The sequence below is a fragment of the Umezawaea sp. genome (assembly GCF_057122925.1).
This window is the reverse complement of sequence record NZ_DBNGPQ010000065.1, coordinates 41,168-56,997: the sequence shown is the minus strand read 5'-3', so window position 1 is coordinate 56,997 and position 15,830 is coordinate 41,168. Positions and strand designations below refer to the sequence as shown.

Below are 15,830 nucleotides of genomic sequence, written 5' to 3'. Positions count from 1 at the left end.
ACAAAGTTCAGGCACGGTTGTGCCAGACGAGTTGAACATAGTTAAGGAGTCTCTGGTGCGCGCAGCAGCAGTCAGCCACCCGGACGCCACACCCGTCTGCGCGGACTTCCCCGATCCACAGCAGCAGCCGGGGAACGAACAGCCGCGGCTGGTGGGCGCGGGTCTGCGCCACGTCGTCCGCGCTGGTCACCGGCGGGCACTGAGCGCCGGGGTTCCCGAGGTCATCGCCCGGTTCGGCGACGGGACCTTCGACGCGCCGCACGCCGTCATCCGCTCAGTCGCGTCGGCGAGGCACGGGCGCAGCAGGGGCGGACCCGCGCCGTCGTCCCGGACTGACCGGGACCGGATCGACGAGTGCGGAGGGCAGCATCGTGCAAGGCACGCATCGGTTGACGGCTGACGTCGAAGGCGGACCCCGGACCTCGGGGGAGCTCGATTCCCGCAACCTCGTCGTGATCGCGGTACTGCTGGTCTCCACGTTCGTCGTCTTCCTCAACGAGACGATCATGGGCGTGGCGCTGCCGGTGCTCATGACCGACCTGCGGATCGAGGCGAGCGCGGGGCAGTGGCTCACCGCGGGCTTCCTGCTCACGATGTCCGTGGTCATCCCGGTCACCGGGTTCCTGATCCGGAGGGTGCCCACGCGCTCCCTGTTCGCCACGGCCATGGTGTTGTTCAGCGCGGGCACGCTGGTCGCGGCGGTCGCACCGGGCTTCGGCGTGCTGCTCGCCGGCCGCGTCGTGCAGGCCGGTGGCACCGCGATCATGATGCCGCTGCTGACGACCACGGTGTTGACGCTCGTGCCGGCGGCTCGCCGGGGTGCCCTGATGGGCAACATCGCGATCGTCATCTCCGTCGCACCCGCGATCGGGCCGACGGTGGCGGGCGTCGTGCTGGACCTGTTCGGCTGGCGCCAGATGTTCTGGCTGGTGCTGCCGATCGCGCTCGCCGTGCTGGTGGTGGGGCTGCGGCGGATCACGAACGTCGGGGAGACCACCGCGGCGCCGATCGACGTGGTGTCCGTGGCGCTCTCCGCGCTCGGCTTCGGTGGCCTCGTCTACGGGTTGAGCAGCCTGGGCCACTCCGGTGGCACGTCGCAGGTCGTGGCGTGGGCCGCGTTCGCCGTCGGTGTCGGGAGCGTGGTCGCGTTCGTCGCCCGGCAACTGGTGCTGCAGCGGACCGACCGCGCCCTGCTGGATCTGCGCGCGTTCCGGTCGCGGACGTTCACGGTCGCGAGCGTGATGATGATGCTGACGATGGCCACGCTGCTGGGCACGTCCGTCCTGCTGCCGATCTACCTGCAGAGCGTGCTGGTGCTGGAGCCGCTCACCACGGGCCTGCTGCTCCTGCCGGGGGGTCTGCTCATGGGTGCGCTGGGGCCGGTGGCCGGGCGGCTGCACGACCGGTTCGGCGCGCGGGCGCTGCTCGTGCCCGGCACGGTCGCCACCAGCGCGGCGCTGTGGTCCACCACCCTCTTCACCGCCGGCACCTCGCTGCCGCAGGTGACCGGGTTCCACCTGCTGCTGTCGGCCGGACTGGCGTTCGTGTTCACGCCGCTGTTCGCCGCGGGCCTGGGGGCGGTGCCGCCGAAGTTGTACTCCTACGGCAGCGCGATCTTCAGCACCGCCCAGCAGCTGGCCGGGGCTGCCGGGGTGGCGCTGCTGGTCAACGTGCTGTCGGTCCGCTCGGCGGCGCTCACCGCCGAAGGCGTGCCGCTCGTGGAGCAGACGGCGGGCGGCGTGCACGCGGCGTTCCTGGTAGCGGCCACGCTGTCGTCGTTCACGATCGTCGGGGCGTTCCTGATCCGGGTCCCGGCGTCCGGCGGAACACCCACGGCGCACTGACCGCAGCGCCACTGACCGGATTCCGAACCGCATCGTGATCGCGATTCACCCAGGATCGAGGTCGTGGTGGGGTGCCTCTCCCACCATCCAGGAGTGTCCGTGCTCGCGGGAACGACCGTGACCCGTCCGCTGCGCGTCCTGATCGGCGCCGACACCTACCCACCCGGCATCAACGGCACCGCCCGGTTCACCGCACGACCGGCCGCGGGCGTCGCCGGGGCACAGCGGATGCCGCGCCCGGACGTCGTGCACGTGCGGTCGTGCACCCCCACGCCCGTGACGGGGCGTCGCCCGCGCGCGCGTCCGCCTCCCCGTCGCGGGCGTGGGGGTGGTGGCGCCGCAGACCGAGCGCCCCCCGGAACCGGAGAAGGAAACCCTCGAGGTGGTCGGGTGTTCCCGGCTGCCGCTACCTGGAGAGAACTCATGGTGCAAGGCATGTCGGTAGCGCGCCCGTCGGGTGTCGCGGAAGACAGGTGGAGCGGTCGGCTGGTCGGCTGGTTGATGATCCTCGTCGGGGCGAACCTGTTGTCCGACGTGGTCATCGTCGCCCCGCTGCTGGCGTTGTCGGACATGATGCGGCACTTCCAGACCGACCAGGCCGCGTGGCTCAACTCGAGCGCGATGCTGGCGGGCGCGATGTGGGCGCCGTTGCTCGGGCGCACCGCCGACATCCACGGCAAGCGCCGGATCCTCATCGTCACCATGCTCGTCACGCTTGCGGGATCGCTGGTCTGCCTGATCGCGCCGAACGTCGTCGTCTTCGTGCTCGGCCGGTTCCTTCAGGGCGCGGTCATGGGGACGGTGCTGCTCACGGTGGCGATCACCCGCCAGCTCTGCGACCCACGGGTCGGGATGACCGCCGTCGGGGTCGTGACCACGGGCGCGTCGATACTGGGGATTCCCTCGATGCTCCTGCTGAACCCGGCGATCGACGCGTTCGGCTACCGGAGCGTCTTCGTCGCCGCCATCGCTCTCGCGGTGGTCTGCGCGGTCGCCGTGCGGCTGTTCATCCCGGAACCGCCGATCCGCTCCGGCGGGTCGGTCGACGTCGCCGGGGCGCTGCTGCTCGGTTCCGGTCTGGTCGCGGTGCTCGGTAGCGTCAGCATGGCCCCTGGCCTGGGCTGGGCGAACCCGGGTCTGCTGGCCGCGCTGGCCTGCGGCGTCATCGCGCTGGCCGCCGGGGTGCGGCACGTGCTGAGGGTTCCCGAACCGATCGTCGACCTGCGTGGGCACAGCGGGTCGCTGGTGTCGACGCTGGGAGCGGTGGCGCTCACGGCGGGCTCGGTGCAGAGCATGTTGCAGCTGATGAGCCTCGTCGCGGAAGTGTCGCCCGAGCTCGGCCTTGGCTACGGCCTCGGCGGTGGCGACGTGGTGCTCGCGTTGTTCGTGCTGTCCGCGGTCGGGATCATGATCGGTGGTCCGGTGTCCGGTGTCCTCGCGTCCCGGATCGGTCCGGCGCGCACGCTGCTCGCCGGGATCGCGGTGGGCACGCTGGCCACGTTCGGGATGCTCGCGGGCATCTCGGCGCTCCCGGTCGGGCTCGTCTGCGCCACCCTGCTCGGCGTGGCCGCCGGCGCGGGAATCGCCTCCAGTTTCAACCTCGCGACCGTCATGACACCGCCCGAGCACCACGGTGCGATCGGCAGCCTGGTGGCGGTCGTGCTCTGCGTCGGGTCGGTCGTGCTCAACTTCGTCGGCGTGATGGTGCTCAACGCGACGGCCACCGACACGCTCGTCGCGGAGGTCGCCGCGAACTCCCTGGCCGGGGTGCGGCTGTACATCCTGATGGGTGGCGCGGCGCTCGTCGCGGCCGCGGTGCTCGCGACGGTGCTGGTGCGCAGGCGCGGGTGAGTCACGCGTCCGGTCGGGCGGCGATCCCGTCGAGGACCATGCCGAGGTGCCGTTCGAACCGCTGGTCGCCGTCGTCGTGGAGGTGCCCGGCCTCCTTGACCAGTGACGCGCCTCCGCCCAGCCAGGCGTCGCGCCGCGTGGTGGAGTAGCGCGTCGGATCGGTCTCGGCGGATTGGCGTCGTTCCTGTTCCTCGATGACGAAGCCGACGACGAAGGCGGTGACCAGGTCGACGGCGTCGTCGGCGTCGTCGGGCTTCCAGCCGGCCGCGGTCCAGCGCTCGAACAAAGGTTCTTTCATGCGGACCACGTCCGGGTCGGTGATCCGGGTGCCGCTGAAGATGCGGGCCCCGTCGCGGTGGAGCAGGTACTCCGAGCGCAGGCCGCGGGCGTAGGCGGTGAGGTCGTCGCGCCAGCCGGCGCCGGACGGGACCGCGGCGAAGGCTCCGGTCACGCGGCGCATGACCTCGGTGGCCATCTCGTCGAGCAGCTCCTGCTTGTTGCGCACGTGCCAGTAGAGGGCGGGGGCGCGGACGTCCAGCCGGGAGGCGAGCGCGCGGACGGTGAGGCCGTCCATGCCCTTGTCGTCGAGGAGTTCGAGCGCCGCCGTGACGATCCGCTCCCTGGTGATGCCCTTGGCCATGGTTGACACCTTAACGGTGTTCAGGAACACTGACCATATCGTTGAACTTAGTTAAGGAGAACCTGATGCGCGCTGCGGTCATCACCGCCCCCGATGTGTCACCCGCCTGCTCCGACTTCCCCGAGCCGTCGGTCCCGCCCGGTCACGAGCCACTGCACCTCGTCGGAGCCGGCCTGCACAACATCGTCCGCGGACTGGCCTCCGGCCAGCACTACGGCCGCGGCCGGATGACGTATCCGCTGGTGCCGGGCATCGACGCGGTCGCACGCACCGGTGACGGGCGCCTGGTCTACACCGGATACGCGCGTCCGCCCTTCGGGACGATGGCCGAGCGGCTGGTCGCTCCGTTCCAGGCGGAGGTTCCGGCGGGGGCGGATCCGCTCGCGATCGCCGCGGGCATGAACCCCGGCCTGTCGGGCTGGATGGTGCTCGCCGCGCGGCGCAAGGAGATGGGGACCTTGGGCACCGTGCTGGTGCTGGGCGCGACCGGGATGTCGGGCAGCCTGGCGGTGCAGGGCGCGCTGGCCCTCGGAGCGGAGCGGGTCATCGCCGCCGGGCGTGATCCGGAGGCGCTGGAGCGGCTGCGTGGTGCCGGGGCGACGACGGTGTCGCTGGCCCAGGACGGGCCCGACGGCCTGGAGGAGGCTCTGGCCGGTGCTGTTGCCGAGGCGCAGCCCGGTCTCGTGCTGGACTACCTCTGGGGGCCTGTCGCCGAGGCCGCATTCGCCGTGCTGGGGCGGAGCGGCGAGGACAGCGAAGCGGACACGGCCTACGCGCAGATCGGTTCGCTCGCGGGTCTGGAGGCGTCGCTGCCCGCGGACTTGCTGCGCAGTCGGCGGATCCGGATCACCGGGAGCGGCATCGGATCGGTGTCCCCGGAGGAGATGCTCGCCGAGGCGCCCGAGGTCATGGCCCGCTTCGCCGACGGGTCGCTGCGGGTGCCCTACACCGCGTTCCCGCTGAGCCGGGTCGGTGAGGCGTGGGCGCACACCGGGCGCGGCCGGGCCGTCGTCGTGCCGGACTGAGTTGTCCACCACCCGATCGTTGTCGCAGAGAGGAGGAGCCGTGCAGAAGAGGGCACTGGTGGTAGGGCTCGGGATCGCGGGGATGTCCGCGGCCATCGGGCTGCGCCGAGCCGGTTGGACACCGGTGATCGTCGAACGGGCGCCCGAGCGGCGTACCGGAGGCTATTTCATCTTCATGTTCCCGGAGGGTGTGCAGGCCGTGGCCGACCTGGGGATCGCCGACCACCTGCACACCCGCAACCCGGACTGGCGACCGGGCGGGAACTCGTGGTCGGTGGATCGCCAGGGCAAGCGGAAGCCGGTTCTGGGCTTGCTGGACGCGCCCAGCGGGCTGGCCGCGGTGCTGCGCGGCGACATCGAGGCCGCGTTGTGGCAGGGCATCATCGGCGACGGGTCCGAGGACGCGGTCGAGGTGCGGTTCGCGACCACTCCGGTCGAGATCACCGAAGGCGCCGGCGGGGTGCGGGTCCTGCTCGAGGACGCCGGCACCGGGAAGCAGTACCGCGAGGACTTCGACCTCGTGGTCGGCGCGGACGGGATGCGGTCGAGCGTGCGCCGGATGGTGTTCGGTCCGGACGAGGACTACCTGGCGAACTGGAAGGCGATGATCTGCGCGTTCCAGATGAAGGAGCAGGTGCCCACCTACGAGGCGAGCGACAGCATCATCGTCTCGCGCCCGAAGCGTGCGATGTGGGTGTTCGGACTGGCCGACCACGCGCCCTGCGCATGGCTGACCTACCGCACCAAGGACATCCCGGACCGGTTCGCCGGGCCGTCGATCGAACAGGTGCGCGCGGCCTTCTCCGGGATGGAGGACGACCCCGTGGTGCGCCACGTCCTGGACTCCCTGGAGCAGGCTCCTGAGCACGTGTTCGACTCGATCCACCAGGTGAGGATGCCCCGGTGGAGCAAGGGCCGGGTCGTGCTGGTGGGGGACGCGGCCTGGTGCATGAACACCTACTCGGCCATGGGCTCCTCGTCCTCGCTGCGCGGCGGCGCCGCACTGGGCGCGGCCCTGCGGGAGCACCCCGGCGACCTCGCCGCCGCCCTGGACGCCTGGGAGACCGGCCTGCGTCCCTACATCACCCGCCAGCGGCGCTCCGCACGGGTCAAGCAACAGCGGTTCGTCCCGTCCAGCCGCCCGGCCGAGGTGCTGGTTTCGAGCGTTCTCGATCTGATCCGCAGGGTCGTCCACCGCCGCCTGGCAGCGGAGCACACCGCGGCGAAGACCGCTGCCCCGTCCGAGGCGGCGCGGTGACGGCCATGCGGAAGAGGGCGTTGGTGGTCGGGCTCGGGATCGCGGGGATGTCCGCGGCGATCGGGCTGCGCCGGGCCGGTTGGACGCCGGTGATCGTCGAACGGGCGCCCGAGCGGCGTACCGGGGGCTACTTCGTCGGACTGTTCCCGGAGGGCAGGCGGGCCGCGGTCGACCTGGGCATCGCAGGCCACCTGCACACCCGCAACCCGGAACGGACGGCCGACCCGAATTCGTGGTCGGTGAATCGCCGGGGCAGGCGCAGGCCGGCCCTGGGATTCCTGGATCAGCCGGGGGAGCCGGCAGCGGTGCTGCGCGGCGACATCGAGGCCGCGCTGTGGCAGAGCATCACCGGCGTCGAGGTGCGGTTCGGGACCACTCCGGTCGGGATCACCGAAGGTCGTGCCGACGTGCAGGTCCTGCTCGAGGAGGCCGGCACCGGTGCGCAGTACCGCGAGAGCTTCGACCTCGTGGTCGGCGCGGACGGGATGCGGTCGAGCGTGCGCCGGATGGTGTTCGGTCCGGACGAGGACTACCTGACCAGGTGGAACGCGATGATCTGCGCCTTCCAACTGAAGGAGCAGGTGCCCTCCTACGAGGCGAGCGACAGCATCATCATCGCGCGCGCGAAGCGGGCGGTGTGGGTGTTCGGGCTCGCCGACCACGCGCCCACCGCGCTGCTGACGTACCGGACGGCAGACATCCAGGAGCAGTTCAGCGGGTCGCGGGTCCAGCGGCTGCGGTCGGTCTTCTCCGGAATGGACGATCCCGTGGTGCGGCACGTCCTGGACTCCCTGGAAGAGGCCCCTGACCACCTGTTCGACTCGGTGCACCAGGTGCGGATGCCGCGGTGGGGCAAGGGGCGGGTCGTGCTGGTGGGGGATGCCGCGTGGTGCATGAACCTCTACTCGGGCATGGGTGCCACGTCGTCGCTTCGCGGCGGCGCCGCGCTGAGCGCGGCCCTGCTGGAGCACCCCGGCGACCTGGCCGCCGCTCTGGACGCCTGGGAGGCCGGGCTGCGTCCGTTCATCACCAAGAACCAGCGCACCGCGCGGCTCAAGCAGCAGATGTTCGTCCCGTCCAGCCGTCGGGCCGAGGCGCTGCGGTCGGCCCTCCTCGGGCTGGCCCGCAGGGTCCGCGGCCGTCGGCAGGCGACGGAGGCGGGCGGTCAGCAAGCCCAGGTGCTGTCCGGCACGTCGCGGTGAGGACGATGTCCGCGTCGAGCACTCCAGGAGAGGCGATGCCACGGCTTCGCCTCTCCTGGAGTGGACCGATCACAGGTCGGGCACGAGCCGGTGAGTGGGAGACCACGACGCACGGGAGGATCCGGGCGCAGACCAGTGCCCGCACCGACCGGCCCGCGGTCTGCCGCAGGGCGCGCACCAGCCGCCGGTCGACCCGATCGACGTTCGGAATTGCGACTGTTTTTCGACCATACCTCTGGAGCGGGGAGCACGGTTCCGACCTGTCGTGGACGCTGACGACAGGAGTCGAACAGGTCCCGTGTCCACTCTCGACCGCGTGGGTGTCGAGCACGAGGAACCGCACGTGGTCGCGGGACCCGCAGCGACATCCCGACCGTCGTGGCGGTGCACTCCACCGCCCTCGATCGTCTCTGACGGCTTCGTCGTGCCTCAGGTGCGCGACTCCGGCCGGCCGAGCGCGGCGTAGGTGAGGTCGGTCAGGTAGTCGTTCAGGGCGAGCGCCGCGGCGACCGCGGCCGGTTCGTCGCCGTGGCTGATCGCTCGCAGCAGATCGCCGTGCAGCCGGGCCGCGGTTCGCAGATCCTCGGCGACGTCGGGCAGGTGAGCGAACCAGAAGCGTCGTGACAGCGACTGCAGGGGCGCCATCGCCAACTCCAGGTACTCGTTCTGCGTGGCTTCGACGATCAAGGAGTGCGAGCGTTTGAGCAACGTGGCGAACCGCCTGACGTCGCTGCCTTCGAACGCGTCCAGTTCGGCGACGAGCGCGAGCATCCGCTCCTTCTGCCGGGTGTGCGCGCGGTAGGTCGCGAACCGCGCCGCCATCTCTTCCAGGCCGCGGCGCAGTTCGAGGAGCCGGAAGTGCGCTTCGACGGAGACCGCCGCGACGAACACCCCGCGATGCGGGTGGATCTCGACCATGCGCTCCCGTGCGAGCCGTTGCAGCGCTTCTCGCACGGGAGTGCGGCCGAAGCCGGTGCGCGCCATCAACCCGGCCTCGGAGACGGCTTCACCCGGTGCGAGTTCCTGGAAGGTGATCATGTCCTCCAGCAGGGTGTAGGCCTGCTCGGCCTTGTTGACCTGTTCTGCCACTCCCCCATCATCGCTCATCCGGCAGCGGGGCTGGACAACGCCCTCCGTGCCCATGTACAACCAATATATGAGCGATATGTCAGGCGAGTTCCCGCACTGGCGGCTGGACGCCGCGGCATCGGGAGCGGCCGACCTCCCTGTGCTCGCCGAGGTCGACGTGGTGGTCGTGGGTGGTGGGGCCGCGGGAGTCGCCGCCGCGACCGTGTGCGCCGAAGGCGGGCTGTCCGTGGTGATCGTCGAGCGCTACGGCTTCTTCGGCGGCGCCGCGGTGGCCGGGATGTCGGGCACGATCTGCGGTCTCTACCTGGCCACGGAATCGGGCGGGCCGCGGCAGGTGGTGCACGGGTTCACCGAGCGCTTCCGCGAAGCGCTCGCCGCGCGCGGCGGCGTCACCGGCCCCCAGCGGTACGGGAAGACCTGGACGGTCGCGCACGATCCGCTGGTCTGGCGGGAGGTCGCCGACGACTTCCTCGAACGCGCGGGGGTCCGGATCCTCCTTCACACCGCGGTCACCGGGGTCCTCGTCGAGCACGGGCGGCACGCGGGCGTCGTGGTCGAGTCGAACGCCGGCCGATCGGTGATCCGCGCCGCGCGCACCATCGACGCGTCGGGGGACGCCGCGGTCGTCGCGCGTGCCGGGCACGCGACGCGGTTCGGGGACGGTGGCCGCGTCCAGAACCCGACCATGTTCTTCCGGCTCGGCAACGTCGACCTGCCGGCGTTCCGAGAGGCGTACGGGGAGGACACGATCTGCCCGCCGTGGGTCAGCTCCGCCATCGAGACCGCCCGTGCGGACGGGCTCGACCTCCCCCGGTCCCACGTGTGGCTGTTCCGGACGACCCGGCCCGGTGAGCTGCTCGTGAACGCGACCCGGCTGGTCGGGCGCGACGGGCGGGTGCTGAACGTGATCGACCCCGAGGACTTCACCGAGGCCGAGATCGACGGCCGCCGCCAGGTCCGGGACTACGCCCGTTTCCTGCGGCAGCGGGTGCCGGGCTGCGCCGGCTCCTTCGTCGTCGACACCGGTGTCGAAGCGGGCGTTCGCCAGACCCGCAGCATCGAAGCGGTCGAGGAGCTCACCAACGCCGACGTCCTCGCCTGCCGCAAGAGGGCCGACGGGGTCGTCCGGTCACCGTGGCCCATCGAACTGCACTCCGGCGATCGGCCGGAGCTGCGCTGGCTGATCGACGACTTCTACGAGGTCCCCTACCTCTCCCTGGTGCCGCGGACCGGGGAGAACATCATCGTGGCCGGGCGCTGCCTCGGGGCGGAGCACGAGGCCCTCGCGTCGGCCAGGGTCACCGCCCAGTGCTTCGAGTACGGCCACGCCGCCGCCACGGCGACCGTGCTGTCGCTGCGCGACGACCTGCCGTACCGGTCGGTGGCCGGCGCCGACGTCCGCGCGGCGATGCGCGCCGCCGGCAGCGGTCTCTGACCCGATCTCCGCGAAGGGACCACCTCCGTGACCGACTTGCCCGACTACGACCCCGTGCGTCCGGGCGCACTGCGCAGCGAGTTCACCCCCGGCAGCACCCGCTGGGCCGTCCGCCGCGCCCAGTGGACGGCGCTGGGCCTCGCCCCGGAAGACCAGGGACGACCCAAGATCGCGATCGTCAACACCTCCTCGAAACTCGGCATCTGCTTCTCCCACCTCGATGGGATCGCCGAAATCGTCGCCGAAGCGGTGTGGGAAGCGGGCGGGCTGCCGTTCGAGATCCGCACCACCGCGCCACTGGACTTCGTGACCAGTGCCGGCCGGAAGGCCCGCTACCTGATGCCCACCCGCGACCTCATCGTCAACGACGTCGAGGCCGCGGTGGAGGGTGCCGTCCTGGACGGCATGGTGTGCCTCTCGTCGTGCGACAAGACCACGCCCGCGCACCTGATGGCCTCGGCCCGGCTGGACCTGCCCTCGATCATCGTGCCCGGCGGCTTCCAGGGGGGTGGCCGCTACGGTGGCTGCTCGGTCGACATCGACACCGTCTACGAATCGGTCGGCGCCGTGCAAGCCGGCACCATGACGGTCGACGAACTCGGCGAGCTGGCCGACTCGGCGATCCAGGGCCCCGGTGTCTGCGCCGGGCTCGCGACCGCCAACACCATGCACGTCCTGGCCGAGGCGATGGGCATGACCCTGCCCGGAGCGGCGCCGATCCGCGCGGACTCCGACCGGATGCGCGCACTGGCGGCCGACGCCGGCCGCCGGATCGTCGACATGGTCGCCACGGGGCTGACCGCGCGGAAGATCATCACTGGAAAGGCCGTCGAGAACGGCGTCCGGGTGGCGATGGCGCTCGGCGGCTCGGTCAACTGCGTGCGCCACCTGGCGGCCGTGGCCGGCGAAGCGGACCTCGACCTCGACGTCGTGGCCCTGTTCGAGCGGCTCGGCGAGGACACGGCGCAGCTGGCCGCCATCCGCCCGAACGGAACCCACCAGGTGTGGGATCTCGAACGCGTCGGCGGGGTCAAGGCGGTGCTGCGGACCCTGCTGCCCAGGCTGCACGGTGACGCGCTGACGGTCAGCGGGCGAACCGTGGCCGAACTGTCCCGCGACGCCCCGGAAGCGGACGGAACCGTACTGCGCCGGCTCGACGACCCGGTGCGCCCGGAACCGGGACTGCTGATCCTGCGCGGCTCGCTGGCGCCCGACGGGTCGGTGGTCAAGGTCGCGGGCGCCGGCAACGCCCGGCGCCGGTTCACCGGCCCCGCCGAGGTGTTCGCGGGCGAGGACGACGCGATCGCCGCGCTGGGCACCGGGAACATCGCCGGGGGAAGCGTGATCGCGCTGCGCGGCATGGGACCGCGCGGCGGCCCCGGCACGGTCTTCGCGGCGAGCTTCGTCGCCGCCCTCAACGGCGCCGGCCTGGGCGGCAAGGTCGCGGTGGTGACCGACGGCGAGCTCTCCGGCCTGAACCACGGACTGGTCCTCGGCCAGGTCATGCCGGAAGCCGCCGACGGCGGCCCGCTCGCGGGCGTGCGATCCGGCGACACGATCACCATCGACCTGGACGACCGGACCGTCGACACCGTCCCGCTCCGGCACGGGGAACCGGTCACCTCCGGCCGCCCCGCCGAAGAACGGGGCTGGCTCGGGCAGTACGCCGCACTCGTCGGCCCGGTCCAGCAGGGAGCCGTCCTCCGCCGTCCCAAACCCGCCACACCTCCGTCCGGCCGCTGACGCGCCCTCCCCCGGACCGGAGCAGAACACCGTGTCCACGGCACCCGCCGGCACCGCGCCGGGACAGTCACGGAAGGCGTCGCTCGCCCTGGCGGCGTTCGCCACCTACGCCGTCGGCTTCCTCGGCCGGACCGCCCGGTCGCGAACGGTACGGAGGTAGCCCGATGACGGACGGCACGACGAGGATCCTGGCCGCCGGCGGCGGACCGCCGTGACGGGGCACCGGGCGGCGCCCATCGCCGGCCGTGCCACGAGGTGGTTACCGGGCGGCGGTGGAGCGGTCGGGCCGGGCCGGTCCACCGCCGCGGCCGGACCGCTCCGCCGCACTCGCCTGCCGCAACAGGGCCATGGCCGCCTCCGACGGTGACCCGGCGGGCGTCGTGCACACCACGACGGACTGCCCCGGCGACCGCGCGAGGACGAGGGTCTGCTGGGTGACGGTCACCGTGCCGACGACCGGATGCCGCAGCTCGTAGGTGGCGGCGTCGCACGGCGTCACCCGGTGGTCACCCCACAACGCCACGAACTCCGGGCTCCTCATCGTCAGCTCGCCGATCAGCTCGGCGAGCAGCCGGTCCTCCGGGTGACGGCCGACGGCGATCCTCAGATTGCCCACGACCGCGCGCACCTTGCGCCGCCAGTCCCCGTAGAGCTCCCGGCAGTGCGGGTCCAGGAACAGCATCCGGCTCATGTTCGGCCGGCGCGCGGGGTCCTCCGGGCTCAGCGGGTCGACGTGCCCGGCGAGCAGGGCGTGGCCGAGCGGGTTCCACGCCAGCACGTCCGTGCGCCTGCCGAGGACGAGCGCCGGGACGCCGTCGAAGGAGCGCAGCAGGTCCCGCGTCTCGTCGGCGAGCTTCTCGGGGCGGGGCCTGCGCGCCTGCGGTACCCGGCGGGAGGCCCCGGCGAGGCGTTCCAGGTGGTCCCGCTCGTGGTCGTCGAGCAGCAGGGCGCGGGCGATCGCGTCGAGCACCTCCGCCGACGCGCCACGGGACATGCCCTGTTCGAGCCGGGTGTAGTAGGACACGCTGACCCCTGCCAGCTGCGCCAGCTCCTCCCGGCGCAGCCCCGCCACCCGCCGGCGCGGCCCGAGGTCGCGGAGCCCCACGTCTTCCGGGCGCAGCCTGGCCCGCCGTGCCTGCAGGAAGTCGCCGAGCGGGCCTGGTCCGTCCATCACCCCACTATCCACGCCTGCGGCACCGCCCAGCCACACCCCGCCAGGGGTAGGACAAGGCGGGGCTGGTTGGCGCGCGCGGACGCGATCAGGCTCGACCTGGTCAGGGCAGCCGCCCGCGACTTACGAGGGAGTGACCATGGATCAGATCGAGCTGGGCGACGTGACCGTCACCCGCGTCAAGGAGTACTACGGCTCCGTCGAGATGGGCCCCGCGGACTTCTTCCCCGACAGCCCCGACGGCGCCTGGGACGAGCACCGGCACTGGCTCGCCCCGGACTTCCTGGACTCCGGCACCGGCGAATGCCGCTCGGCCATCCAGACCTGGCTGCTGCGCAGCGAAGGCCGCACCATCCTCGTCGACACCGGGGTCGGCAACCACAAGGACCGCCCCTACGCGCCCGTCTGGAACCGGCTGAACACGGACTACCTGGACAACCTCGCCGCCGCCGGAGTCCGGCCCGAGGACGTCGACGTCGTCATCAACACCCACCTGCACATCGACCACGTGGGCTGGAACACCTACCTCGACGGCCGGACCTGGGTGCCGACCTTCCCGAACGCCGAGTACCTGATGACGCGGCAGGACTTCGACTTCTGGAACCCGGCCAACAACCACGAACCGGTGCTGGGTCGCGGCAACCAGAACGTCTTCGAGGACAGCGTCGCCCCGGTGCACGAGGCCGGGCTGACCCACCTGTGGGACGGCTCGTACCGGATCGACCGGAACCTCCGGCTGGATCTCGCGCCCGGCCACACCCCTGGGTCGTCCGTGCTGACCCTGGAGTCGGGCGGCGACCGCGCGCTGTTCGTCGGCGATCTGGTGCACACGCCGCTGCAACTCGTGGAGCCGGAGACCAACTCCTGCTTCTGCGAGGACCCGGCCGAGGCCAGGGCGACCCGCCACAAGCTCCTCGGCCGCGCGGCCGAGGACAACGCGCTGGTCTTCCCCGCTCACCTCGCCGGCCAGGGCGGCGCCGAGGTCGAGCGCCACGGGTCGAAGTTCGCCATCAAGGAGTGGGCGGGCTTCTCCCGCATCGCCTGAGCCCGGTGGGGCAGGCCCCTGCCCCGCGGCAACCCGAGAGAGGAAGCGTTTCCCGTGCCCCAGCAGGCGAATCCGATCGTCGAGACCCCGGCGGGCGCCGTGCGCGGTGTTCGTGACCGCTTCGGCGAGCTCTACCGCGCCGTCCCGTACGCGGCGGCCCCCGCGGGTGCCGGCCGGTTCGCGCCACCGGCGTCCCACCCCGGCTGGTCCGGTGTCCGGGACGCCACCGCGCCGTCGCCGACCGCGCCGCAGCCGGCCCGGGACTTCGGGCGGCTCGACATGATCCCCTACTTCGGCCCCGGCTGGGTGCGCGGCGAGGAGTACCTGACCGTCGACGTCCGCACGCCCGGCACCGACGGCGGGAAGCGGCCGGTCATGGTCTTCGTGCACGGCGGCGGGTTCGTCACCGGCTCCACCCGCGCCGCGCTCTACGACGGCCGGGCGTTCGCCCGCGACGGCGTGGTGCTGGTGACGGTGAACTACCGCGTCGGCGTCCCCGGCTTCCTCGACCTGGAGGGCGCCCCCGCCAACCGCGGGCTGCTCGACGTCCTCGCCGCGCTCGGCTGGGTGCGGGACACGATCGCCGCGTTCGGTGGCGATCCCGGCAACGTCACGCTGTTCGGCCAGTCCGCGGGTGCCACCATCACCGGAGCCCTGCTGGCGACGCCGGAGGCCAAGGGGCTGTTCCGGCGCGCGATCGTCCAGAGCGGCAGCGGCACCGGCGCCTTCACCCCCGAGCAGGCGCACCGGGTCACCGCGGCGGCTGCACGGGCACTGGGCGTGCCGCCCACGGCGGAGGCGTTCGCCGGGATCCCGGACGAGAGGTTCCTCGAGATCCTGCCGGATCTCGCGGGGATCGACCTGCGGACCGAGACGGCCACGGACCCACTCGTCGAGCTGAGCCCGTTCTCCCTGGTCCTGCCCGTGCAGCCTGCCGACGCCCTGGCGGAGGGGCCTGCGGGAGAGGTCGACCTGCTCATCGGCACCAACACCGAGGAGGGCCACCTCTACCTGGTACCGCAGGGCAAGCTGGAACCGTCGACGGACGACGACGTGCTCGCCGTCGCGGCGAAGGTCAGCGCGGACCCCACCGCCGTCGTCGCGGCCCATCGGGCGGCCCGGCCGGGGGCGACCCCTGGCGAGTTGCGCTCCGCGGTGCTGGGCGAAGGCCTCTTCGGGGCCGGCACCGCGCGGCTGGCCGATGCCCACGCCCGGCTGTCCGGTGGCCGCACCCACGCCTACTCGTTCGGCTACCGCTCGACGGCACTGGACGGGCGGCTGGGCGCCACCCACACGGTCGAACTGCCCTTCGTGTTCGACATCGCCGATGAACCGTGGCTGCACGGCGACGCCGGCCTGCTCGGGCCCGACCCGGCGCCCGCCGGGCTCGCGGCCCGCGTGCACGGCGCCTGGGTCGCCTTCGCGACCCACGGCGACCCCGGCTGGGCCGCGTACGACCCGCGGCGGCCCCGGGCGGAGGCCCTGGGCGGCTGAAAGATCCACGGGTCCGGCGCAATCCGTTGCCGA

At 72.3% G+C, this 15,830-nt stretch carries 12 protein-coding genes; 9 read left to right on the top strand and 3 right to left on the bottom strand.

Annotated features, from left to right (window positions below; translation table 11 throughout):
- Window positions 1–452: 452 nt before the first annotated feature.
- Together AC156L_RS14760 and AC156L_RS14755 are read left to right on the top strand one after the other, a co-directional pair.
- On the top strand, window positions 453–1,844 hold the full coding sequence (locus AC156L_RS14760; protein WP_330876492.1) for a DHA2 family efflux MFS transporter permease subunit: 1,392 nt from the start codon (window positions 453–455) through the stop codon (window positions 1,842–1,844).
- A gap of 435 nt (window positions 1,845–2,279) precedes the next feature.
- Complete coding sequence (locus tag AC156L_RS14755) at window positions 2,280–3,695, top strand: MFS transporter (protein WP_330876493.1); 1,416 nt, start codon at window positions 2,280–2,282, stop codon at window positions 3,693–3,695.
- Between the two features lies 1 nt (window position 3,696).
- On the opposite strand, the gene AC156L_RS14750 is transcribed toward AC156L_RS14755, so the two are convergent.
- Entirely contained in the window at window positions 3,697–4,335 is a 639-nt protein-coding gene (locus AC156L_RS14750) for a TetR/AcrR family transcriptional regulator C-terminal domain-containing protein (protein WP_330876494.1), read from the bottom strand.
- A gap of 65 nt (window positions 4,336–4,400) precedes the next feature.
- On the opposite strand from AC156L_RS14750, the gene AC156L_RS14745 reads away from it, so the two are divergent.
- From AC156L_RS14745 to AC156L_RS14735, 3 genes are read left to right on the top strand one after another with little or no spacing between them, the layout of a single operon-like run.
- A complete protein-coding gene (locus AC156L_RS14745; protein ID WP_330876495.1) occupies window positions 4,401–5,360 on the top strand; it encodes a zinc-binding alcohol dehydrogenase family protein in 960 nt (319 codons plus the stop codon).
- A 40-nt stretch (window positions 5,361–5,400) separates the two neighbouring features.
- Window positions 5,401–6,618, top strand: a complete 1,218-nt coding sequence (locus AC156L_RS14740; RefSeq protein WP_330876496.1) for an FAD-dependent monooxygenase — start codon at window positions 5,401–5,403, stop codon at window positions 6,616–6,618.
- A gap of 5 nt (window positions 6,619–6,623) precedes the next feature.
- Window positions 6,624–7,820, top strand: a complete 1,197-nt coding sequence (locus AC156L_RS14735; protein ID WP_484406930.1) for an FAD-dependent monooxygenase — start codon at window positions 6,624–6,626, stop codon at window positions 7,818–7,820.
- Between the two features lie 429 nt (window positions 7,821–8,249).
- Here the strand turns inward: AC156L_RS14735 and AC156L_RS14730 are convergent, their stop codons facing one another.
- Entirely contained in the window at window positions 8,250–8,909 is a 660-nt protein-coding gene (locus tag AC156L_RS14730) for a GntR family transcriptional regulator (protein ID WP_330876498.1), read from the bottom strand.
- A gap of 67 nt (window positions 8,910–8,976) precedes the next feature.
- On the opposite strand from AC156L_RS14730, the gene AC156L_RS14725 reads away from it, so the two are divergent.
- The gene (locus AC156L_RS14725) at window positions 8,977–10,344 is read left to right on the top strand and encodes an FAD-dependent oxidoreductase (RefSeq protein WP_330876499.1); all 1,368 of its coding nucleotides are present in this window, start codon (window positions 8,977–8,979) and stop codon (window positions 10,342–10,344) included.
- A 27-nt stretch (window positions 10,345–10,371) separates the two neighbouring features.
- Entirely contained in the window at window positions 10,372–12,087 is a 1,716-nt protein-coding gene (locus tag AC156L_RS14720) for a dihydroxy-acid dehydratase (RefSeq protein WP_330876500.1), read from the top strand.
- Window positions 12,088–12,346: 259 nt separating this feature from the next.
- On the opposite strand, the gene AC156L_RS14715 is transcribed toward AC156L_RS14720, so the two are convergent.
- Entirely contained in the window at window positions 12,347–13,258 is a 912-nt protein-coding gene (locus AC156L_RS14715) for a helix-turn-helix domain-containing protein (RefSeq protein ID WP_330876501.1), read from the bottom strand.
- A 139-nt stretch (window positions 13,259–13,397) separates the two neighbouring features.
- On the opposite strand from AC156L_RS14715, the gene AC156L_RS14710 reads away from it, so the two are divergent.
- Window positions 13,398–14,303, top strand: coding sequence for an MBL fold metallo-hydrolase (locus tag AC156L_RS14710; RefSeq protein WP_330876502.1), 906 nt, complete (start codon window positions 13,398–13,400; stop codon window positions 14,301–14,303).
- A gap of 54 nt (window positions 14,304–14,357) precedes the next feature.
- Complete coding sequence (locus tag AC156L_RS14705) at window positions 14,358–15,797, top strand: carboxylesterase/lipase family protein (RefSeq protein ID WP_330876503.1); 1,440 nt, start codon at window positions 14,358–14,360, stop codon at window positions 15,795–15,797.
- Window positions 15,798–15,830 lie beyond the last annotated feature (33 nt).

Excerpts from the sequence above, each read along its gene's own strand:
- AC156L_RS14710 (WP_330876502.1), top strand. The coding sequence starts at position 13,398 with ATGGATCAGATCGAGCTGGGCGACGTGACCGTCACCCGCGTCAAGGAG.
- AC156L_RS14750 (WP_330876494.1), bottom strand. The coding sequence starts at position 4,335 with ATGGCCAAGGGCATCACCAGGGAGCGGATCGTCACGGCGGCGCTCGAA.
- AC156L_RS14725 (WP_330876499.1), top strand. The coding sequence starts at position 8,977 with ATGAGCGATATGTCAGGCGAGTTCCCGCACTGGCGGCTGGACGCCGCG.
- AC156L_RS14755 (WP_330876493.1), top strand. The coding sequence starts at position 2,280 with ATGTCGGTAGCGCGCCCGTCGGGTGTCGCGGAAGACAGGTGGAGCGGT.
- AC156L_RS14715 (WP_330876501.1), bottom strand. The coding sequence starts at position 13,258 with ATGGACGGACCAGGCCCGCTCGGCGACTTCCTGCAGGCACGGCGGGCC.
- AC156L_RS14735 (WP_484406930.1), top strand. The coding sequence starts at position 6,624 with ATGCGGAAGAGGGCGTTGGTGGTCGGGCTCGGGATCGCGGGGATGTCC.
- AC156L_RS14745 (WP_330876495.1), top strand. The coding sequence starts at position 4,401 with ATGCGCGCTGCGGTCATCACCGCCCCCGATGTGTCACCCGCCTGCTCC.